This is a genomic window from Nocardiopsis sp. Huas11, assembly GCF_003634495.1.
Lineage (GTDB): Bacteria > Actinomycetota > Actinomycetes > Streptosporangiales > Streptosporangiaceae > Nocardiopsis.
On sequence record NZ_RBKY01000001.1, the window covers coordinates 2,597,174 to 2,618,243 of the forward strand.

A 21,070-nucleotide genomic window follows, 5' to 3' on the forward strand; every position below is an offset into this window, starting at 1 on the left:
GCGGGCCCGTCGGCCTCACCGGGACGGTTGTGCCCTGCGGGACACCTTTTCAACCGACAGTGATATTAGCCCTACCCTTTGTTCTCTTCGCTGGTGGAAGCACCTGTCGGGAGGGTCGGAGTCCCGATGCTTCGAGGGTAGTCGACGTACCCCCGCGGGCCCGAGGTGTAGTGGAACTCCCTTTCCCCGATCGGGGTCCAGGGGATACCCGCGGCGAGTCGTTCCACGGCGTCGGGGGTGGAGATGAAGGGGCGGCCCACCGAGACGAGGTCGCCGCGGCCCTCTTCCACCAGGCGGGCGGCGCTCTCGGGCGTGGTCTCCTCGTGTTCACCGGTGTTGCCGACGAGGGTTCCGCTCCAGCGCGGGCGCAGGTCGGCCAGGGCCGGGTAGACGGGGTTGTCGGTCAGGTGGAGGTAGGCCAGGCCGAGGGGGTCGATCGCGGCGAGCAGCGCCCGGTAGACGGTGGCCGGGTCGCGCTCGACCATCTCTCCCTCGGTGTTGCCCGGTGAGATCCGCAGGCCCACGCGCTCGGCTCCGACGGCGTCGGCGACCGCCTCGACGACCTCCACCGCGAACCGGATCCGGCCGGTGGTCCCGCCGCCGTACTCGTCGGTGCGCAGGTTCGTGCCGTCGGCGAGGAACTGGTGCGGCAGGTAGCTGTTGGCGCCGTGGATCTCCACACCGTCGAACCCGGCGCGGATCGCCGCCGCGGCGGCGTCGGCGTGCTCGGTGACGGCGGCGCGCACCTCGGCGCGGGTCATCGCGCGGGGTGCGACCGGCGCGACCTTGCCGTCGAGCGTGTGCACCAGGTGGGTCCGGGCCACCGCGGACGGCGCCAACGGGACGCCGCCGTCGTGGCGGTTGGCCGGGTGGGAGTTGCGCCCGGCGTGCATGACCTGGGCGAACATCCGGCCGCCGGCGGCGTGGACGGCGTCGGTGACCTGGCGCCAGGCGTCGACCTGCTCGTCCGTGTACAGGCCGGGCTGGGTGAGGTACTGCTGCCCGGTCGGGCTGGGGGAGATGCCCTCGGAGACGATGAGCCCGGCCCCGGCGCGCTGGGCGTAGTAGGTCGCCATGAGGGCGGTGGGCACGGCGTCGCGGTCGGCGCGCATGCGCGTCATCGGCGCCATCACGACCCGGTTGGGGAGCGTGAGCGCGGGCAGCGCGTACGGAGTGAGGAGGGGGTTCGTGGTCCGGGCGGCGGGGCTCTGTGTCGCGCTCGGGGCGCTTGTCGTCGTCATGTCGACAGGTTAGAATCTCACATGGATGTCAGGTTCAAGTCTTTGTGACGCACATCACCCCGAGGAGTGCCCATGCGGATCGGCGAGCTCTCCCGGCGCAGCGGGGTCAGCCCCCGCTCCCTGCGCTACTACGAGGAGCAGGGGCTGCTGGCCTCCACACGCACGGCGGGCGGACACCGTGAGTACGGCCCGCTCGCGCTGGAGCGGGTCGACCGTATCCAGTGCCTGTTCGCGGCCGGGCTCAGCAGCGCCACCATCTACGCACTCCTGCCCTGCATCTACGCCCAGGAACGGGGCGATCCCGCACCCGACCTCCTGGACAACCTGTGCGAGGAGCGCACGCGGATCGCCGCCTCCATCGGCCAGCTGCAGCGCAGCCTGTCCGCCCTGGACGAGGTGATCGACCGTGCCCGCCCGTCGCCCGCCATCGCCCAGGGGGCCGCGAGCGCGGAGTGATGGGCTACCACCCTCAACGGACGGCCTTCGGCCGCACCCTCCCCCGCCCGCCACCCGCCCGTCGCCCGCCGACCGGGAGTGGCGGTGAGCGGTTACGCTCACAGACACAGCGACACGACAAGCGAGAGCCAGCACCAAGAGTGCGGCGAGGAGACGGCCGTGAACCCTGGCGGAATGGACATGCAGGCCCTGCTCCAGCAGGCCCAGCAGATGCAGCAGCAGCTCGTGGAGGCCCAGGAGGCCCTGGACGAGGCGGAGGTCGAGGGCACCTCGGGCGGCGGCCTGGTCAAGGTCAAGCTGAGCGGCCGCGGGCAGGTGGAGGACATCACCGTCGACCCCAAGGCGGTCGACCCCAGCGATGCCGAGGAGACCGCGCAGACCGTCGCGGATCTGGTCCTGGCGGCCATCCGTGACGCCGAGGCCCAGGTCGAGCGGCTCCAGCAGGAGAAGATGGGCCCGCTCGCCGAAGGCCTGGGCGGCGGCGGCATGCCCGGGATGCCCGGTGGCGGCGGCATGCCGGGCCTGCCCGGCTTCTAGTCGGAGCGCGGTCGGCCCTCCCACGGCGCCCCGGCCCGGCCACCATCGGCCGGGTCGGGGCGCGCGGGCCGGCCGCGACGGGTCGGCGGCCTCGGCGTGCGTAAGAGGTCGCCGCTCCCGATACGGTGGGAGCAGGGACGACGGACCTCCCGATCAAAGGGTCCGAACCGACGGGTAGGCGATGTACGAAGGCGCGGTGCAGAATCTGATCGACGAGCTGGGGCGACTGCCCGGCGTCGGTCCGAAAAGCGCGCAACGCATCGCCTTTCACCTGCTGTCCGCGGAGTACGCGGACGTCAAGCGCCTCGTGAACGCGCTCGTCGAGGTCAAGGAGAAGGTCCGCTTCTGCTCGGTGTGCGGCAATGTCGCCGAGGACGAGCAGTGCCGGATCTGCCGTGACGCGCGCCGCGACACCGCGGTCATCTGCGTGGTCGAGGAGTCCAAGGACGTCGTCGCCATCGAGCGGACCCGCGAGTTCCGGGGGCGCTACCACGTCCTCGGCGGCGCCATCAGCCCCATCGAGGGCGTCGGACCCGACGACCTGCGGGTCAAGGAGCTCATGACGCGTCTGGCCGACGGCCACGTGACCGAGCTGATCCTGGCGACCGACCCGAACCTGGAAGGGGAGGCCACCGCGACCTATCTGGCGCGGCTGGTCAAACCGATGGGCCTGAAAGTGACCCGGCTGGCGAGCGGGCTCCCCGTGGGGGGAGACCTGGAGTACGCCGACGAGGTCACTCTGGGTCGTGCTTTCGAAGGCCGTCGCAGCCTCGAGTTCTAGCTCACACTTCGCCGTAATCAGGGCGAAACATGAGTAACCTCCGTTTGATCGGGTAGGCCCGAGCGCTGGTGTGTCACGTCGCCGCGCGCTCCGTCCCAGGTGGGACCGGGTGCGGAGGCAGGCCGCTGACTACACTCCCTTGTAATTGTCTTGATCCCAACTCCTCAGGAGCATCGATCGTGGCCCTAATCGTGCAGAAGTACGGTGGGTCTTCCGTGGCAGACGCGGAAGCCATCAAGCGAGTAGCCCAGAGGATCGTCGCTCAGAAAAAGGCGGGATATGACGTCGTCGTCGTGGTCTCTGCCATGGGCGATACCACCGACGAACTGTTGGACCTGGCCGAACAGGTCTCCCCGATGCCGCCCGCCCGTGAGCTCGACATGCTCGTCACCGCCGGTGAGCGCATGTCCATGGCGCTCGTCGCGATGGCCATCGAGAACCTCGGTTACGAGGCACGCTCCTTCACCGGCTCCCAGGCCGGTGTGATCACCACGTCGTTGCACGGCAACGCCAAGATCATCGACGTGACTCCGGGGCGCATCCAGGAAGCCGTGGACGAGGGTGCGATCTGCATCGTCGCCGGCTTCCAGGGTGTGTCCCAGGACACCAAGGACATCACCTCCCTGGGCCGCGGCGGCTCGGACACCACGGCCGTGGCGCTCGCCGCCGCCCTGAAGGCCGACGCCTGCGAGATCTACAGCGACGTCGACGGTGTCTTCACCGCCGACCCGCGCATCGTGCCGACCGCGCGCCGGATCCCCAAGGTCTCCTACGAGGAGATGCTGGAGATGGCCGCCTGCGGGACCAAGATCCTGCACCTGCGCTGTGTCGAGTACGCGCGGCGCTACAACATCCCGCTGCACGTCCGCTCGTCGTTCAGCCAGAAGCCCGGTACCTGGGTCGTTTCGGAAGTCGAGGAAAGCGAAGGCATGGAACAGCCGATCATCTCCGGAGTCTCCCACGACCGGAGCGAAGCCAAGATCACCGTCGTCGGTGTGCCCGACAAGGTCGGTGAGGCCGCGACGATCTTCAAGGCCCTCGCGGACGCCGAGATCAACATCGACATGATCGTGCAGAACGTGTCGGCGGTCTCCACCTCGCGCACCGACATCTCCTTCACCGCGCCCAAGGAGTCCGGCAAGACCGCCATCTCCTCCCTGAAGAGGGTCCAGGAGAAGGTCGGCTTCGAGTCCCTGCGCTACGACGACAAGATCGGCAAGGTCTCGCTGATCGGCGCCGGAATGCGCTCCTACCCGGGCGTGACCGCCCGCTTCTTCGACTCGGTCGCCGGTTCCGGCACCAACATCGAGATGATCTCCACCTCGGAGATCCGCATCTCGGTCATCGTCGAGGAGGACCAGATCGACGCGGCCGTGCAGGCCGCCCACAGCGAGTTCCAGCTCGACTCCGACCAGGTCGAGGCTGTCGTCTACGGAGGTACCGGCCGATGAGCAACCGACTTCCCACCCTGGCCGTCGTCGGCGCGACCGGCGCCGTCGGCACCGTCATGCTGGGCATCCTCAGCGAGCGCGAGAACGTCTGGGGCGAGATCCGCCTGGTGGCCTCCGCGCGCAGCGCGGGCAAGGTCCTGCGGGTCCGCGGCGAGGACGTCGTCGTCCAGGCCCTGACGCCCGAGGTCTTCGACGGCGTCGACGTGGCCATGTTCGACGTGCCGGACGAGATCTCCAAGGAGTGGGCGCCGATCGCCGCCGCCCGCGGCGCGGTCGCCGTCGACAACTCCGGCGCGTTCCGCATGGACGCCGACGTTCCGCTCGTGGTGCCCGAGGTCAACGCGGACCAGGTCCGCAACCGGCCGCGCGGCATCATCAGCAACCCCAACTGCACCACGCTGTCGATGATCGTGGCGATCGGTGCCCTGCACCGGACCTACGGCGTCAAGGAGCTCGTGGTCTCCTCCTACCAGGCCGCCTCCGGCGCCGGCCAGGAGGGCATCGACGTCCTGCGCGACCAGATGGCCAAGGTCGGCGCCGACCGGAGCCTGGCCGAGAAGGCGGGCGACGTGCGCGAGGCCGTCGACGAGCTCGGCCCGTTCCCGGCGCCGCTGGCCTACAACGTCGTGCCGTGGGCGGGTTCGCTCAAGGACGACGGCTGGTCCTCGGAGGAGCTCAAGGTCCGCAACGAGTCCCGCAAGATCCTGGGCCTGCCGGACCTGCGCGTCAACGCGACCTGTGTCCGCGTGCCGGTGATCACCACGCACTCGCTGGTCGTGCACGCGACCTTCGACAGCGAGGTCGCCGCCGACGACGCCCGCAAGCTGCTGGGCGAGGCCGACGGTGTCCAGGTCCTGGACGACCCGGCCAAGGCGGAGTTCCCGACCCCGGCCGACGTGGTCGGCACCGACCCCACCTGGGTCGGCCGTATCCGGCAGTCGATGGACGACCCGAAGTCGCTGGACCTGTTCCTGTGCGGGGACAACCTGCGCAAGGGCGCCGCGCTCAACACCGCGCAGATCGCCGAGGTCGTCGCCCAGGAGTTCTAGGCCGTATTTTTTGCGGCATTCCGGGCTCACCCGAAAGCCCGCAGAAGAACACGACCTAGTCCTCCCGGCGCCCTCGCGGGGCCGGCCCCGAGCGAACCCCCTGGGGTGAGCGCGGGTGGGTCCGTGCACGCGGTCGACCCCTTCGGGGGGAGTGGGGCGGTGGTCGCTTCGGCGGTCACCGCCCTTCGGCGTGTCAGGGGTGCCGGGGGCGGGCCAGGGTGAGCTTGTACAGGAGCCGGCACTGCTCGGTCATGCCGATGAGGTCGGAGGTCTCCACGGGCCTGCTCCCGCAGTAGTGCGTGCGCTCCACCACCAGGACGGGAAGGCCGGGGGCGGCGCCGAGCAGGGCCGCCTCGGAGTCGCGCAGCGAGCGCACACCGACCTCCTCCACCACCCGGTCCACGGGGTGGCCCGCGGCGCCCATACGTTCCAGCAGACCGAGGTCGGGGGCGGCGTCGAACGGGGTGCGCAGGGTGCCCGCGGTGAGGGCGGCGGGTTCCCAGGACAGGTGCAGGGTGATGGGCAGCCGGGCCGACAGCCCGCGTGAGGTGGTGCGGTAGACCGGGTCGCCCTCACGGATCCGGAGCCGCACGCTGAGCGGGGCGGGGCTGCGCTCCTGCTCGGTGCCGATCACCTCGCGGCTGAGGTCGCCCAGGCCGGATCCGGAGGAGGAGTCGGTGCGGCAGAGCCGGTACAGCTCGGGCGCCGGGCGCACGAAGTACCCGGATCCGGGGCGGGCCTCGACCAGACCCTCGGTGACCAGCAGCCGCAGCGCCGTGCGGGAGATCTGTTCGCTGACCTGGTAGCGCCGGGCCAGCCTGGTACGGGAGGGCAGTCGTGTCCCGGGAGGCATCTCACCGCGCAGGATCGGTTCGCGGAGCTGTTCGGCCAACCAGAGGTAGCGGGGTTGCCGACTCACTGTCACCGGGCCCCGACGCAGGGACCCTCCGCCGGCCGATGGTCTCTGCGGTCCGGTACGGACGCAGCTGCGAGCCGGTGGTCACGGAGGGCCGCGCCACCACCGTTTCCGGTGCCGGCTCCGGGACGGAGCGAGGGAGTGAACCTGCCAGATCGCCGACGATCGCCCATGGTCACCAGTAAAGCAGCGGAAAAGGCCGGTGGGGGGCGGTACGCGAAAAGTAGTCACCTGCAGCGGGCTTGCCGCCAGTGATTCGGAACAGGGCGCCGGGCCCAGGGAAACGCCCGAAAGCGTCGAAATGTGGAGAGTGCCGCCCTCAAGGAATTACTCTGTGATACAGCATGATCACTGTGAGTTTGGGGGAGTCATGGACATCGCGCTCGCGCAGGGCGTCGCGCACAATCTCGCGATCACGGTCGACGACACCATCACGTGGCTGGGCGGAATCGCAGGGCTGATCTTCCTGCTCATCGGCCTCGCCCTGGTGGTCCTCGTCCTCTGGGCGATCATCTCCACGCTGTTCCACCGCGACACCTCGGCGGGCGGCAAGTTCCTGTGGATCCTCTTCGAGCTCTGGGCGCCGCTGTTCGGGGCGGTCGCCTGGCTGGTGGTGGGCCGCAAGGGGCACCTCAACCGACTGCTCGGCATCGACAAGGGCAGGGCTCGGCACACCCTGCCGACCAGCGTGGGGCAGCACAGCAACGTGGCGTCCCGATCCGGGTCCGCCGCGGCGGAGCAGCGGTCGCCCGACCCGGAACAGCCGCAGGCCCCGACTGCCGAACAGCCCCAGGCCCCGGCGCCGGAGCAGTCGCGGCCCTCGTTCGGCCAGGAGCAGCCGCGGCCCTCGGGTGCCGAGTGGCTGCTGGTCCCCGAGTCGGAGCAGTCGCGGCCTTCGTCCGGCCAGGAGCAGCCGCGGCCCTCGTCCGGCCAGGAGGAGCAGCCGCGGGCCACGGGTCCCGACCAGCCGCGGCCCCCGGCGTCCGGATGGCTGCAGTCCCCGGAGCGTCCGCGGCCCCCGGAGCGCCCGCAGGCGCCGGACCGATCCACCGTGGCGGGTCCGCCCACGGTCCCGCCGCCCGTCGAGCACCCCTGGGACACGCAGCAGACCGTCCGGCGCGTGGAACCGCCGGTGGCTCCACGGGTCGCGGAGAGTCCCGAGGTCGCCGGGAGCTCCCGGGGCGAGTGGCACAACCACAACGGCCTGGCCGGCTCCTGATCCAGCGCGGCGGCGCGGCCTGTCCACAGCCTGTGGACAGGCCGCGCTCCGTTGGAACCGGCACACCATCATGCCGCCGGATCCCTGCGTGCCACCGATGGGACGTATCCCGAACACATCGAACGCCCCGGTCGGCAGACCCGCCGACCGGGGCGTTCGCGCGAGCGGACCTACAGGATGATCCGCATGGGCTCCTCGAGGACCTCGGCCAGATCCTTCAGGAAGGCGGCCCCGACGGCGCCGTCCACCGCGCGGTGGTCCACCGACAGCTCCAGGGAGATGCGGTTGCGCACGGCGACCTCGCCGTCCACGACCACGGCCTCCTGGCGCATCGCGCCGACCGCGAGGATCGCCGCCTCCGGCGGGTTGATGACCGCGGAGAAGCTGTCCACGCCGAACATGCCCAGGTTGGACACGCTGAACGTGCCGCCGCTCATCTCCTGCGGCTTCAGCTTGCCGTCACGGGCCTTGCCCGCTAGCTCGCGGGTGCGCGTGGAGATCTCCGACAGCGTCGCCTTGTCGGTGTCGTGCAGGACCGGCACGACCAGGCCCGCGTCGACGGCCACGGCCACACCGACGTTGACCCGGTGGTGCTGGAGCAGCTTGTCGTCCACCCACGAGGTGTTGACGGCCGGGTGCAGCTTCAGCGTGGTGGCGCAGGCCTTGACGATCAGGTCGTTGAAGCTGATCTTGGCGCCCGTGCTCGCCAGCTGCTCGTTGATCTGGGCGCGGAAGGCCTTGAGGGCCTCGGCGTCGATCGTGCGTCGCAGATAGAAGTGCGGCACCTGCTGCTTGCTCTCGGTCAGGCGGCGCGCGATGACCTTGCGCACGTTGCTGACCTTGAGCTCCTCGGACGCGCGACCGTCGTCGAAGGCCGGAGCCTGCGGGGCGGGAGCGGACGCGGTCGACGCGGCGGGGGCACTGGGCTCCGCAGCCTGGGCCGCGTCGCCGTTCTTGGCCGCCGCCTCGATGTCGGCGCGCACGATCCGGCCCTTGGGGCCCGAGCCCTGGATCTTGGTGATGTCCAGGCCGTACTCCTTGGCCAGGCGGCGGGCCAGCGGGGAGGTGCGCGGACGCGGCCCCTCGCCGTCGCCGGACTCGCCGGACTCGCCGGACTCCTCGGCCGCCGGAGCGGGCTCGGAGGCAGCGGCGGGCGCCGGCTCCTCGGCCGGGGCCTCCTGCTCGGCGGCGGGCTCGGCGGGAGCGGCGGGAGCCGAGTCCGCCACCTCGGCGTCAGGGGAGTCGGCGATCACACCGATGACCGCGCCGATCGGCACCGTGTCACCCTCGTTGACGGACTGCTTGACCAGGAAGCCGTCCTCGTAGGCCTCGTACTCCATGACGGCCTTGTCGGTCTCGATCTCGACCAGGACGTCACCGGCGGCGACCTTGTCGCCCACCTTCTTGACCCACGTGCTGATGACGCCTTCCTCCATGGTGTCGGAGAGGCGCGGCATCTGGATTTCGCTCATGCTTGAAACTCCCTCTACCCGACCCGTTTGCCGACGGCGCTCAGGGTCTCCTTGATGGCGGTGCTGATCGACTCGACCGACGGCAGGGCCGCCGACTCCAGCGGCTTGGCGTAGGGCATCGGCACCTCGGCCATGGCCACACGGCGGACCGGGGCGTCCAGGTAGTCGAAGGCCCCCTCCTGGATCGAGGCGGCGATCTCCGCGCCGATCCCGTAGGTCAGCCAGTCGTCCTCGCAGATCACCGCGGCGCCGGTCTTCTTGACCGAGTCCACGAACGTCTGGCGGTCGAGGGGGCGGAGGCTGCGCAGGTCGACGACCTCGACGCTGATGTCCTCCTCGGCGAGCTTCTCGGCGACCTGGGTGGCGACCATGGCCATCCGGGAGTAGCCGATGAGCGTGATGTCGCTGCCCTCGCGGGTGACACCGGCGCGGCCGATCGTGGCCACGTTGTCGTTGGAGGGCTCGGCGTAGTCCTCGGGCACCTCGCCCTTGGAGTTGTACAGGCCCAGGTTCTCCAGGAACAGGACCGGGTCGTCGTCGCGGATGGCCGCGCGCAGCATCGAGGAGGCCTCGGCGGGCGTACTCGGCGCCATGACCTTGAGGCCGGGGATGAAGGAGTAGAACAGCTCGATGTTCTGCGAGTGCGTGGCACCGAGCTGCTGGCCGCCGCCACCGGGCGTGCGGATGACCATGGGGACGCTGGTCTGGCCGCCGAACATCCCGTAGATCTTGGCGGCGTGGTTGATGATCTGGTCGATGGCGATCAGCGAGAAGTTGATCGTCATCAGCTCGACGACCGGGCGCAGGCCCAGCATGGCCGCGCCGATGGCGGCGCCGACGAACCCCTCCTCGGCGATGGGGGTGTCCTTGACGCGCCGGGGGCCGAACTCCTTGAGCAGGCCCTCGGTGATCTTGTAGGAGCCCTCGAAGACACCGATCTCCTCGCCCATGACGAGGACGTTCTCATCGCGGACCATTTCGGCGCGCAGCGTGTCCCGCAGAGCCTGGCGGTATGTGATCACAGACATGTGCTCGTTCCTTCTCTACTCTGCGAACACCGGGTCGGCGGGCATGCGCCGCGACTCGTTGGGCACCGGGGTGGCGTACGTGTAGTCGAAGAGCGTGGACACGTCCGGGTGCGGGCTGTTCTCCGCGAAGTCGGCGGCCTCGGCGACCTCGGCCTTGACCGACGCGTTGATCTCGTCACGCAGCTCGTCGGTGAGCACGCCCGCCTTGGCGAGCTTCTCGCCGAAGAGCACGATCGGGTCGTTCTCCTCGGACTTGGCCTCCTCACGCTGCTCCTCGGTGCGGTACTTGGCCGGGTCGACGACCGAGTGGCCCTTCTGACGGTAGCTCCAGGCCTCCAGCAGGAACGGGGTCTGCTCGGCGCGGGCGCGCTCGATGAGGCGGCTCGCGGTGTCGCGGACCGCCAGCACGTCGCGGCCGTCCACGCGCTCGCCCTCGATGCGGAAGGCGGCGCCGCGCTTGTACAGATCGGGCTCGGCGGAGGACATCTCGACGGTGGTGCCCATGCCGGTGAAGTTGTTGATCACCACGAACACGATGGGCAGGTTCCACAGCTTGGCGATGTTCAGCGACTCGTGCCAGGCGCCGATGTTGGTGGTGCCGTCGCCCATCTGGCACATGACGACCTCGTCGCCGCCCCGGTAGGAGACGGCCAGCGCGGCACCGGTGGCCAGCGGGAGCTGCCCGCCGACGATGCCGTAGCCGCCGAGCATCCTGGTCTCGGTGTCGTACATGTGCATGGAGCCGCCCCAGCCCTTGGACACGCCGTCGGAGCGTCCGTAGAGCTCGGCCATGACCCGCTTGGGGTCCATGCCCTTGCCGATCGCGTACCCGTGGTCACGGTAGTTCGTGAACAGGTAGTCCCGCTCCTGGAGGGCGGTCATCAGGCCGATGACCGTCGCCTCCTCGCCGAGGTTGAGGTGACAGTAGCCACCGATCCGGGCCTGCGTGTAGGCCTGACCGGTGCGCTGCTCGAACTGCCGGACGAACACCATCTGGCGGTAGTAGTCGAGCAGGACCTCCGGCTTCTCGTCGCCGAGGCCGGGGGAGGTGTCCTTGCGGCCGCGCCGCCGGGACGTTGAGGCCCGGGCGGTGCCGCCCTTCGGCTTGGCCGTGTCAGCCATGGTGTGCCTTTCTTCGTGCGAGAGGCCGCTCGCCCCCGACCTGTGGGTCGGGTGCGCGGGGCCCGTCGTGGTCGCGCTGTCGGGAGCGACCGTGACGCGCGTCGCCACCGGGCTCAAACGGTGGCGACGCTCTTGTGGCTGTTGCGGGGCGCGTCCCGGGGACCGTGGCTCGTCCTCCCCGGACGCGAAGCGCTGATGGGGTCTCGTGTGCAGTTGTCGCCCCGACCCCTGACCGCATTGCTTCCCGGTCTGTCCTGCCCTATGCATGTGCCGGTCGGCGTGGCAGTGTCGGGCGCGAGGGTTCGTCCACCGGCCGGATGAACGACTCCGTCGCCCGAGGGGCACGCGCGTGTACGTGTGACGTGCGTCGCGCACACTCTACGGTCTGATCGATGATCGATCAATACGACTTTACGGTAGATCCCCGAAGTTCGGTGCGACGGGGCAGGTCGCACGCGAACAGGCCCGAGTGGCGCCAAGTGGCTCAGAGCGGGCGGGATGGGTGGGGAAGGAGTCCGTGGGCGGGTACGACGGGGGACCGGAGGGCGGGGCGCCCGGGAGCGGGGACGCGCCCGGGTCCGTGGGCTCAGCCCGCGCCGCCGTGCGACTTCAGCGCCGCCTCCACGTAGTTGAGGACGTGGTCGCTGAGCATGCGGCCCACGCTGGGATCGCCCTCGCGGAAGGCCTGCGTGATCTGGTCGTGGTCGGCGGCCTTGGCGTGCAGCTCCATGTTCAGCCAGCGCACGGACAGCGCCGTCCACACCTCCACGCCCAGCGACTCCCACGTGTGCAGCAGCACGCTGTTGTCGGCGGCGCGCACGACCTCGCGGTGGAACTCCACGCTGTGCCGGATCTGCTCGGAGACGTCGCCCTGCGCGGTCGCCCGTTTGAGCGCCTCGACCTCGTGTTCGAGCCTGCTCGCGTCCTTGGCCAGCCGGGGCGCGGCCAGTTGGGCGGCCACGAGCTCCAGGCCGGCGCGGACGGGGTAGATCTCCGCCATGTCCTGCACCCCGAAAGCACGCACGCGGGCGCCCTTGTTGGGTACGGTCTCGATCAGGCGCAGGGTCTCCAGCTCGCGCAGGGCCTCGCGGACCGGCGCCTGGCTCACCTTCAGCTCCGTGGCGATGCGGCGCTCGACGATCCGCTCACCGGGCTTCCAGCGGCCGGACAGCAGACCCTCGACCAGGACCTGCCGGATCTGTTCCCGGAGCGGCTCACGGGCCAGCTTCGAGGGATCATCCGGCAACCGGGGCAGGTCGACCATCCAGGGCCCTTCCGTTCCTCGACTCTCACGCGCGTCGCGCGCCGGCCGGTCCTCTCCACGTCGTACAAGCTCCTTGAAGAGTGCCACACGCGTGCGGGTCGAGCGGACCCCCGGCCTCGAAGCGCTAACGGATCGCTTACGAAAGGGTCCCGCGGCGGTGAATCGTCGCGGACGACTTCGGGTGCGCCGGGCAAAGTCCGTGGTGGAAGGGTCACACTTGGTCGAGCACGGCCCCAGTTGGAAGGAGTGTCCAGGTAGGCTCATCTGTCGGCGATGTCCGACTTCTTCCGTGGGTGATCCGCATCACGGAGGGCGGACCTGATGAGAGCGCCCTGACCTGCGCATACGAGTACAGACCGGAAAAAGGCGCCCGATGCGCCATGGACCGGTCGCCTTGGACGTCGATCCTGCCAGTGGCCGGACACGGAAACGTGAACCGGTCCGAAGGTTCGACCGTCGAACGGGGTGAGGCGGCAACGACCGCCGACCACACGCATCCCGAGTCGGCCCTGAGGACGTCAGGATCAGTTCCAACAGCATCGGCTGGCCAGTGCCCCCGCGCTAACCAAGTGCCACAGGCAAGCCCACGACATGTGAGACAGCACTGAGCACATGACGCACTCTTCGCGGACCCGGCACCTGCGGTCCAGGCAGTTCACCCAACCACATGAGAGACAGGTCCCGATGGCGGGACCCTACAGCGGTCCGATCCCGGTCGTTCGCGTGAAGGACGACGCGCCGGGTCCGCCCGTCGTGCGCGCGGTCAAGTGGCCGAGTGTGAGCGAGATCGCATGGGGCCTGGCCTCGGACCGGATCGCGATCATGCTGGCCGTGGCCCTCATCGTGATGACGATGCTCGCGGCCGGACCGCTCCACCCCGTCGACAACTTCCTCAACGAGCTGCCCCGGCCCTTCTACGACCTCCTGCGCGAACCGCTCATCTTCTGGCCGGACACCGTGGCCTCCCGTATGGTCGCGCTGCCGGTCCTGGGGGTCACCGCGGTCCAACTGGCGTACTGGCACCGCAGTTGGCGGCCGATCGTCCTGAGCGCGGTCGGGGTGTTCGGCATGATGTCGTTCGTCTCGGTCATCAAGCTCGCCTCCAGCCGGGGGCACGCCAAGAACTTCGACCCGGACTTCTTCGCCGGACCGGGCAACGTCGCCTTCCCGTCCGGCCACGGGGCCAACGCCATCCTCATCTACGGCCTGGTGCTGTTCCTGATCATCAGGTTCGGCGCGGCCCGGCCGCACGTGATTCGCGGGCTGGCCTTCTGCATCGTCGGCATCGCGCTGCTGCAGTCGACGGTCTCGATCTACCTGCACTTCCACTGGTTCACCGACCTGATGGCCGGGATGATCGCCGGCGGGTTCGCGCTGCGGATGACCATCAGGCTGGACCGGATGTTCCCGCACGGGCGCACCGTCGAGTGGTGGCCCTGGTACGGGGAGCAGGGCAGGGCCGAGGCCGGGCGCTGACCCGCGCCGTGTGAGCGTCGTCCCGCCGGTCGGCGGGCGATGCGGGGTCAGCCGGTGGGCGGGCACCAGTCGAAGGTCGCCTCCACCGGGCCGTAGAAGAGCGACGGCGCCACCCGGCCGACCAGGCCGACGCCGGCGTCGCGCAGCACGCGGGCCACCGGATTGCGCAGGGTGCTCATCCGGCCGACCGCGGCCGAGCGCCGTACGACGGCGTCGGCGCGCGGCAGACGCGCCGCCGTGTACGCCGCCAGGGCCTCGGGCAGGTCCGTGTCCGCCGACCCCTCCCCGACCGCGTGGGCGAGGGTGACGGCGTCCTCGAGCGCCATGCACGCGCCCTGGCCGAGGTTCGGGGTCATGGCGTGCGCGGCGTCGCCCAGTACGGCGACCCGGCCGCGGTGGTAGGCGGGCGGGGCATCGGGGGAGTGCTGCGCCGGAGGCGTCCGTTGAGGGTGGAAGCCCGTCCTGGCGCGAAGCGCCCTTGGCGGGCGATGGCGGGCGACGGGTCGGGAGTGCTGCGCCGGAGGCGTCTGTTGAGGGTGGAAGCCCGTCCTGGCGCGAAGCGCCCTTGACGGGCGACGGCGGGTGACGGGTCGGGAGTGCCAGACGTCGTTGCGCAGGACGGCGCCGGGGTCGGCGTCGGCCAGGACGTCGGGGATCGGGTCGTGCCAGTGGCCGAAGCGCCGGACGAGTTCGGCGTGCTCGTGGTGGTCGCCGGGTCGGGAGGGCGTTCCGGCGGGCACCCGGGCCATGGCGTAGAAGTACGTGCCGCCCGCGGCGAGCGGCATGACCCCCACCAGCCCCTCCGGACCCCATGATTCCGAGGCCTCCTCCACGGTGACGCGCGGGGCGAGCAGACGCCAGGCCGTGGTCCCGGAGTAGACGGGCCCGGGGTTCTTCGGTGGGCGCTGGAGCCAGAGGCTCTCGCGGGTCCGCGACCGGACGCCGTCGGCGGCCACCACCAGGTCGGCGGTCCACTCGCGGCCGTCGGCGGTGACACGGGCCGGACGGTCGGGGCCGCCGGGATCGGTGAGCACGGCCTCGGTGGAGGTGTGGACGAGTCCGGCCACCGGGCCTCCGCCGAGCAGGTCCATCAGTTCGGCCCGGGGCAGCACGACGATGGTGTCCCCGAACCGCTCCCGCATGGCGTCCGCGTCGGTGGGCAGGAGCCACCGCCCGCGCCAGGTGCGGATCCCCGCCGCGCCGATGGCTCCCCGCGCGCGGACCGCGTCGCCGAGGCCGAGGACGTCCAGGGCGCGCAGGGCGTTGGGGGCCACGGCCAGGCCGGCGCCGACGCTCTCCAGGGCCCGGGCCCGTTCGAGGACCTGGACCCGCCAGCCACGCCGGACGAGGGCGCGGGCCGCGGCCAGCCCGCCGATACCGGCTCCGATGACCACTGCGGTTCGCATACCGACTCCGATCTCTACACCTGTAGTGGCTGTACTCTACAGCTGTAGAGACCACGGTGGAAGGGTGGAGCATGCCGCAGGCGGGCACGCGGGCGGAGTTGATCGCCGCGACGGCGCTGGAGTTGATCGCCGAACGAGGACTGCGTGGGCTCACCCACCGGGCGGTCGACGAGGCGGCGGGGCTGCCGCCCGGGTCGACCTCGTACCACGCGCGCACCCGTGCCCGGCTGGTCGAGGCCGCGCTGACCTGGTTGGTGGAGCAGGAGGAGTCCGAGCCCTCGATGCGGACACTGCGCGAGGCGGGAACCGGGCTCGACCGGGCGACGGCGGCGGACCGGGGGGCGGACTTCCTCCACACGGCGTACACGCGCGACCGGGCGCGCTCGCTGGCCCGGTTCGAGCTGGCGTTGGAGGCCGGGCGCAGCCCCGAGCTCCGGGAGGTCTACGACCGGTTGGGGCTCAGGTTCCGCCGGATGGCCATGGGGCTGATGGCGGCTTTGGGATCGGCGGAGCCGGAGCGCCACGCGGGGGTCCTCGTCCACTGGAGCGAGGGCGTCCTCTTCGACGCGCTGGCGGGTGCGGGGGCCGCGTCGCCGCCCTCGCCGGAGGACCTGCGCTCCACCATCCTGACGCTGCTGGACGGGATGCTGGGGGAGGAACCGCACCGCTGAACGGGGCCGCCGGACCCAGTGGTGGCGGTCGCGCGTGGACCGTCGCGCGTCACACCGACCAGGGCTCGACCTCCAGCTCGCCGAAGTCCCCGAGGATCTGCCGGCCGTCCTCGGCGAGGCTGCGGATCGCACCACGACCACGCGCTCTCCGAGAGCGAGATGGCCTGACCGGGGCTGCCGTTCCGCGTGTGTGCTCTTGGCGTGCGTGGGGTGGAAGTGGCGGGCGCGGCCGGGGTGGGATTCGTGGGCCGTGGGGTGGTTGACACGGAGGGTCGCGCGTCGTGACGTCCCTGTCACGGAAAGCGCTTTCAGTCTCCGAGGTCCGTCCGATCCGCGGTCATGGCGGTCTCGGAACCCGGCTCCGCCCCCACATCGGAGCCCTGGCAGCCCCCGCGACGAGGCGGGGGACACACTCTTCGCGCCCCTCCAAGGAGAGCAAGGCCAATGCGCACCACTGAACACGACACCCCCAGAAGCCGAGCGCGGTCCCGTCGCGGGAAGCGCGGCACGGTGGCCGTGGCCACGGCCACGGCGGCCGCCGGCGCCCTCGCCGTCGGGGTCCTCACCCTTCCGGGCGGCACCGAACCGGCCGAGACGGTCGCCGCGGCCGAGCCGCGCGCCGCCGAGGAGGCCCCGCAGGGCTGGGCCGGCGAGAACGGCGGCACCACCGGCGGAGCCGGCGGCGAGACCGTCGCGGTCTCCGACGGGTCCGCCTTCCTCGACGCCCTGGCCCAGGACGGCCCGCAGATCATCGAGGTCAGCGGAACGATCGAGCTGTCCGGGATGAACCGGGTCCCCTCCGACACGACCATCATCGGCACGGACGGCGCCGAGATCACCGGCGGCGGCCTGAACGTGAACTCCGCCGAGAACGTCATCATCCGCAACATCGCGTTCTCGAACTGGGACGACGACGCCATCAACGTGCAGGAGGGGTCGACCAACGTCTGGGTCGACCACAACAGCTTCACCAGCGGCTACGACGGCGCCGTCGACGTCAAGCGCGAGTCCGACTTCGTGACCGTGTCGTGGAACCACTTCCGCGACCACGGCAAGACGATGCTGCTCGGCCACTCCGACGGCCACACCGAGGACGTCGGGCACCTGCGGGTGAGCTACCACCACAACTTCTTCGACGGCACGGACACGCGCCACCCGCGGGTCCGGTTCGGCAACCCGGTCCACGTCTACAACAACTACTACCGGGACAACGAGTACGGCGTGGCGTCCACCATGGGCGGCGGCGTGCTGGTCGAGGGCAACTACTTCGAGGACGTGGAGGACCCGACGCACACGGGTTACGCGTCCTCGGACGTCGGCGCCATCGAGGAGAGCGGCAACGTCTTCGACGGGTCCGGCGAGCCGGAGGTCGGCGGCGGCAGCGTCGAGGCCATTCCCTACGACTACTCGCTCGACCCGGCCGAGGACATCCCGTCCATCGTGAGTGCGGGAGCCGGCCCCGGGAACATCTAGGGCGTCGCTTGTTCCCCTCGTAGCGGAGGGAGCCGGTGATAGGCCACCGTCCCGCTCGGATACGGGACGGTGGCCCCCGCGTTCGCCGGCCGTCGGGCCGGACGCCTCGGCGCCTGCTGCACCGATACCCCATGGTGGTATATTCCGGGGTATCGGCGCGTCCACGCGCCGACGTCGGAGAGCGGGGGGCAGCATGCGGCGAGCGGCGCGCGGCGCACTCGTCCTGCTCGTGCTCGCCACCGCCCTGCTCTTCCTCGCCCACCACCAACCGGTGGCCGAGGCGGCGCACAACGGACCCGAAGCGCACACCGTCGCGGGATCGCACGCCGCGCACGGAGAGGCCGCGAGCGCCGACTGCGCGGAGACGGGCGCGCACTGCTGGAGCGCCAAGCACGAACTCGCGCTCCCCGCCCCTGCGGCCGTACCAGCGGTGGTCCTGCCCGCCGTACCCGTCCCCGCCGTCACGCGCCCCGACACCCGGCGCGAACCCGTGCTGCGGATATAGGAGCGCTCCTCACCCCAGGAGCATCCCTTCATCCGCAGAAAGGTCAGATCGTCATGTCGACACACCGATACCCCCTGCCCGGAATCGGCCGCCGCGCGTTCGTCGGAGGGGGCGCGGCCCTCGGCGGCGCCGTCCTCCTGGGCGCGTGCTCCGGCGAGGCCGAGGGCGGGGACGCCCTCGTCGATCCCGCGCACGCCCGGGTGGAGGCCGCCGAGACGGCGCGCGCCGGCACCGGCCGCGAGGTCGAGGTCACCCTCACCGCCGCCCCCACCGAGCTCGATCTCGCCGGGACCACCGTGTCCACCTGGGCCTACGACGGCCACGGGCCGGGTCGGGAACTGCGGGTGAGCGCGGGCGACACGCTCGTCGCCGAACTCGTCAACCGCCTCCCCGACCCCACCAGCGTCCACTGGCACGGGCTCGCCCTGCGCAACGACATGGACGGTGTACCGCACCTGACCCAGGACGAGGTGGCGCCGGGTGACCGGTTCACCTACCGCTTCGTCGCGGCCGACCCCGGCACCCACTGGTTCCATCCGCACGTGGGCACGCAGCTGGACCGCGGCCTGTACGTGCCGTTCGTCGTCGAGGACCCCGACGAGCCCCTGTCCTACGACCACGAGTGGGTCGTGGTGCTCGACGACTGGCTCGACGGCGTGGAGAGCACCCCGGACGAGGTCCTGGCGGAGCTGCTCCAGGGCATGGGCGGCCACGCCGGGCACGGCGGGGACGGCGCGGACGAGGGCCCCCAGCGCATGGGCGCCGCCCTCATGGGCGCCACGAGCGACCTCCTCGGCGGGGACGCCGGCGACGTCTACTACCCCGCGTACCTGGTCAACGGCCGTCCGCCGGGTGATCCGGCCGCCTTCGAGGCGATCCCCGGCGCGCGGGTGCGGGTCCGGTTCGTCAACGCGGGCGGCGACACCGCCTTCCGGGTGGCGGTCGGCGGACACACCATGACCGTCACGCACACCGACGGCTACCCGGTGGAGCACACGGAGGCGGACGCGCTGCTCCTGGGGATGGGCGAGCGCTTCGACGTCCTGCTCACCCTGGAGGACGGGGCCTTCCCACTGGTCGCGCTGGCCGAGGGCAAGGGCGAGGCCGCCTTCGCCGTGGTGCGGACCGGGTCCGGGTCGGCTCCGCGGCCGGACGAGCGGCCCGACGAGCTGACCGGTCGCGTGGTCGTGGCCACCGACCTGACCGCCGACCAGAGCGCACGGCTGGCCGACGCGGACCCCGACGTCGAGCACGCGATCAGGCTGACCGGCGGGATGGCGGACTTCGACTGGGGGCTCAACGGACACGCCTTCGACCACGAGGACCCCACCGCCCGGGCCTTCCGGGTGAGCGAGGGCCAACGGGTCCGGCTCACGCTCACCAACGACACCGACATGTGGCACCCGATGCACCTGCACGGGCACCACTTCCAGCTCGGCCCGCCCGTCGCCCACCACCACCCTCAAACGTCGCCTTCGGCGCAGTCCCGATTCCACGGCCCGCGCAAGGACACCGTCAACCTCCTGCCCGGGCAGACGCTGACCTGCGACTTCGACGCCGACAACCCGGGGCTGTGGATGACGCACTGCCACAACGTCTACCACGGTGAGGCCGGGATGATGGGCGTCGTCGGCTACACCGGCTGAGCGCCGCGGGGGGCGTGGGGTGTTTCACGTGAAACACCCCACGCGTCCCTTCACACTCCGCGCGCGCCGGCGCTCACCAGGCGAGGCCGAGGGTGAGCAGCACGATGCCCAGGAGAGGAGGGCCGAGCTGGATCAGCGCGGGGCGGCGCTTGCTCGGGGACGAGACGGCGAGCACCGTCCCGGCGAGCACCATCGACCCCGCCCCGGCGTACACCAGGGCGGCTCCGGCACTCGTGAGCCCCGCGCCGACGAGCACGGCGCCCAGAACCACGGCCACCGCCAGGAAGAGGTTGTAGAAGCCCTGGTTGAACGCGAGTTCACGGGTCAGCCGGGCCTCCTCCGCGCTCGTGCCGAAGACCGCGCGGGCACGCGGGGAGGTCCACAGGAGCGACTCCAGGACGAAGATGTACACGTGGACGAGGGCGCCCACGAGCGCGAACACCAAGCCGATGAGGACCATCCCCGGATCCTAGACGCCGCGTTCCACCGCCGTCCCCCGCGCCGCGCGGGTCCGGCCGCCCGCCGCCCCCCCGCGCCGCGCGGGTCCGGCCGCCCGCCGCCCGCCGCCCTCCGCTCGGGGCGCCGCTCGGGTCCGGCCTCAGGCCCACGGGCCCTCACCCGGACCGACCTCGGCGGGCGCGCCCAGGCAGGACCGCATGGCGCGGTGCCAGCGGTGGCCCCGCAGCCCGGGTTCGAGCGAGGCGAGCACCGCGCCGTACTTGCTGAAGCCGACCGCCCGGTGGCCGTGCTCGTGCAGGCGGCGCTCGGTCGGGGTGAGCCCGCCCCGCGTCTTGACCTCCAACAGCGCCAGGTCCGGGCGCATCCGCACGCACCGGCCGTCGCGGTAGCCGACCAGGCCGGTGTCGACGGTCACCCGCTCCTCACCGGAGAACGCCACGACCGTGCTCCTGCGGTAGTCGGTGACCGCGCTGGCCGCCAGCCGGTCCGGGGGGTCCATCCCGTAGGCGCCGACCACGTCGTCCACGAACGCCCTCGTCCGCGGGGTGAGCCGGTCGGCCGGACCGTCGTAGGCCATCCGGACCTTGTCGGTCACACCGCGCGTCCCCTCGAGCTTGACCTCGAACACGCGCGTCCCGGTGTCCACGTAGGCGCGCACCCGCGCCTTGAAGCGCAGCCGCCGGCCGCGCCGGTGGTCGTGGAAGGTGCCGAGATCCGGGGTGTCCAGGTAGGTGGAGGAGTACCGGAAGACGTGCTGTCCGTCGATGGTGAGCACCCCGCTGCGCTCCCCGGCGCCGGCGAACAGCGTCGGCAGCAGGCCGGTGGGCACGAGGTACTTGCGGCAGGTGCGGGAGAGCAGGGCGGCGCGGGCGTCCACCTCCGCCAGCGGCATCGGTCG

General features: G+C 71.3%; 19 protein-coding genes and 1 pseudogene. 11 read left to right on the forward strand and 9 right to left on the reverse strand.

The window, feature by feature from the left end; genetic code table 11:
* Positions 1 to 71 precede the first annotated feature (71 nt).
* Positions 72 to 1,241, reverse strand: coding sequence for an alkene reductase (locus DFP74_RS11665; RefSeq protein ID WP_121181715.1), 1,170 nt, complete (start codon positions 1,239 to 1,241; stop codon positions 72 to 74).
* A 72-nt stretch (positions 1,242 to 1,313) separates the two neighbouring features.
* Between DFP74_RS11665 and DFP74_RS11670 the strand changes: the two genes are divergently transcribed.
* The 5 genes from DFP74_RS11670 to DFP74_RS11690 all read left to right on the forward strand — a co-directional run bounded on the left by DFP74_RS11670 (position 1,314) and on the right by DFP74_RS11690 (position 5,515).
* Positions 1,314 to 1,697 (forward strand): MerR family transcriptional regulator, encoded by a 384-nt coding sequence (locus tag DFP74_RS11670; protein WP_121181716.1) that lies wholly within the window; start codon positions 1,314 to 1,316, stop codon positions 1,695 to 1,697.
* A 174-nt stretch (positions 1,698 to 1,871) separates the two neighbouring features.
* Positions 1,872 to 2,234, forward strand: coding sequence for a YbaB/EbfC family nucleoid-associated protein (locus tag DFP74_RS11675; protein WP_053619857.1), 363 nt, complete (start codon positions 1,872 to 1,874; stop codon positions 2,232 to 2,234).
* 181 nt (positions 2,235 to 2,415) lie between these two features.
* Complete coding sequence (gene recR, locus DFP74_RS11680) at positions 2,416 to 3,015, forward strand: recombination mediator RecR (RefSeq protein WP_121181717.1); 600 nt, start codon at positions 2,416 to 2,418, stop codon at positions 3,013 to 3,015.
* Positions 3,016 to 3,194: 179 nt separating this feature from the next.
* Complete coding sequence (locus DFP74_RS11685; RefSeq protein ID WP_121181718.1) at positions 3,195 to 4,466, forward strand: aspartate kinase; 1,272 nt, start codon at positions 3,195 to 3,197, stop codon at positions 4,464 to 4,466.
* The gene (locus tag DFP74_RS11690) at positions 4,463 to 5,515 is read left to right on the forward strand and encodes an aspartate-semialdehyde dehydrogenase (protein WP_121181719.1); all 1,053 of its coding nucleotides are present in this window, start codon (positions 4,463 to 4,465) and stop codon (positions 5,513 to 5,515) included. Before DFP74_RS11685 ends, DFP74_RS11690 begins: the two co-directional genes overlap by 4 nt.
* A gap of 193 nt (positions 5,516 to 5,708) precedes the next feature.
* On the opposite strand, the gene DFP74_RS11695 is transcribed toward DFP74_RS11690, so the two are convergent.
* Entirely contained in the window at positions 5,709 to 6,434 is a 726-nt protein-coding gene (locus DFP74_RS11695; RefSeq protein WP_199725614.1) for a GntR family transcriptional regulator, read from the reverse strand.
* A gap of 367 nt (positions 6,435 to 6,801) precedes the next feature.
* Here DFP74_RS11695 and DFP74_RS34305 point away from each other — a divergent pair.
* Positions 6,802 to 7,143 (forward strand): annotated as a pseudogene (locus tag DFP74_RS34305) (PLD nuclease N-terminal domain-containing protein); the annotation flags it as partial.
* A gap of 677 nt (positions 7,144 to 7,820) precedes the next feature.
* Here DFP74_RS34305 and DFP74_RS11705 read toward each other — a convergent pair.
* From DFP74_RS11705 to DFP74_RS11720, 4 genes are all read right to left on the reverse strand, one after another.
* On the reverse strand, positions 7,821 to 9,122 hold the full coding sequence (locus DFP74_RS11705; RefSeq protein ID WP_121181722.1) for a dihydrolipoamide acetyltransferase family protein: 1,302 nt from the start codon (positions 9,120 to 9,122) through the stop codon (positions 7,821 to 7,823).
* A 14-nt stretch (positions 9,123 to 9,136) separates the two neighbouring features.
* Positions 9,137 to 10,150 carry an alpha-ketoacid dehydrogenase subunit beta gene (locus tag DFP74_RS11710; RefSeq protein WP_121181723.1) on the reverse strand — a complete coding sequence of 338 codons (1,014 nt, stop codon included), beginning with the start codon at positions 10,148 to 10,150 and terminating at the stop codon, positions 9,137 to 9,139.
* 15 nt (positions 10,151 to 10,165) lie between these two features.
* The gene (gene pdhA, locus DFP74_RS11715; protein ID WP_121181724.1) at positions 10,166 to 11,272 is read right to left on the reverse strand and encodes a pyruvate dehydrogenase (acetyl-transferring) E1 component subunit alpha; all 1,107 of its coding nucleotides are present in this window, start codon (positions 11,270 to 11,272) and stop codon (positions 10,166 to 10,168) included.
* A 586-nt stretch (positions 11,273 to 11,858) separates the two neighbouring features.
* Positions 11,859 to 12,536, reverse strand: coding sequence for a GntR family transcriptional regulator (locus DFP74_RS11720; RefSeq protein WP_121181725.1), 678 nt, complete (start codon positions 12,534 to 12,536; stop codon positions 11,859 to 11,861).
* 684 nt (positions 12,537 to 13,220) lie between these two features.
* Between DFP74_RS11720 and DFP74_RS11725 the strand changes: the two genes are divergently transcribed.
* Positions 13,221 to 14,012 (forward strand): phosphatase PAP2 family protein, encoded by a 792-nt coding sequence (locus DFP74_RS11725; RefSeq protein ID WP_121181726.1) that lies wholly within the window; start codon positions 13,221 to 13,223, stop codon positions 14,010 to 14,012.
* 47 nt (positions 14,013 to 14,059) lie between these two features.
* On the opposite strand, the gene DFP74_RS11730 is transcribed toward DFP74_RS11725, so the two are convergent.
* Positions 14,060 to 15,418 carry an FAD-dependent monooxygenase gene (locus DFP74_RS11730; protein WP_121181727.1) on the reverse strand — a complete coding sequence of 453 codons (1,359 nt, stop codon included), beginning with the start codon at positions 15,416 to 15,418 and terminating at the stop codon, positions 14,060 to 14,062.
* A gap of 71 nt (positions 15,419 to 15,489) precedes the next feature.
* On the opposite strand from DFP74_RS11730, the gene DFP74_RS11735 reads away from it, so the two are divergent.
* From DFP74_RS11735 to DFP74_RS11750, 4 genes are all read left to right on the forward strand, one after another.
* The gene (locus DFP74_RS11735; RefSeq protein ID WP_121181728.1) at positions 15,490 to 16,089 is read left to right on the forward strand and encodes a TetR/AcrR family transcriptional regulator; all 600 of its coding nucleotides are present in this window, start codon (positions 15,490 to 15,492) and stop codon (positions 16,087 to 16,089) included.
* A 444-nt stretch (positions 16,090 to 16,533) separates the two neighbouring features.
* Positions 16,534 to 17,562 carry a polysaccharide lyase family 1 protein gene (locus DFP74_RS11740; protein ID WP_121181729.1) on the forward strand — a complete coding sequence of 343 codons (1,029 nt, stop codon included), beginning with the start codon at positions 16,534 to 16,536 and terminating at the stop codon, positions 17,560 to 17,562.
* A 193-nt stretch (positions 17,563 to 17,755) separates the two neighbouring features.
* Entirely contained in the window at positions 17,756 to 18,067 is a 312-nt protein-coding gene (locus DFP74_RS11745; protein WP_121181730.1) for a hypothetical protein, read from the forward strand.
* Between the two features lie 53 nt (positions 18,068 to 18,120).
* Complete coding sequence (locus DFP74_RS11750) at positions 18,121 to 19,713, forward strand: multicopper oxidase family protein (RefSeq protein ID WP_199725615.1); 1,593 nt, start codon at positions 18,121 to 18,123, stop codon at positions 19,711 to 19,713.
* A 73-nt stretch (positions 19,714 to 19,786) separates the two neighbouring features.
* On the opposite strand, the gene DFP74_RS11755 is transcribed toward DFP74_RS11750, so the two are convergent.
* Positions 19,787 to 20,173: a DUF1304 domain-containing protein gene (locus DFP74_RS11755; RefSeq protein ID WP_121181731.1), complete on the reverse strand. Its 387-nt coding sequence runs from the start codon at positions 20,171 to 20,173 to the stop codon at positions 19,787 to 19,789.
* Positions 20,174 to 20,311: 138 nt separating this feature from the next.
* On the reverse strand, positions 20,312 to 21,064 hold the full coding sequence (locus tag DFP74_RS11760) for a polyphosphate polymerase domain-containing protein (RefSeq protein ID WP_121181732.1): 753 nt from the start codon (positions 21,062 to 21,064) through the stop codon (positions 20,312 to 20,314).
* Positions 21,065 to 21,070 lie beyond the last annotated feature (6 nt).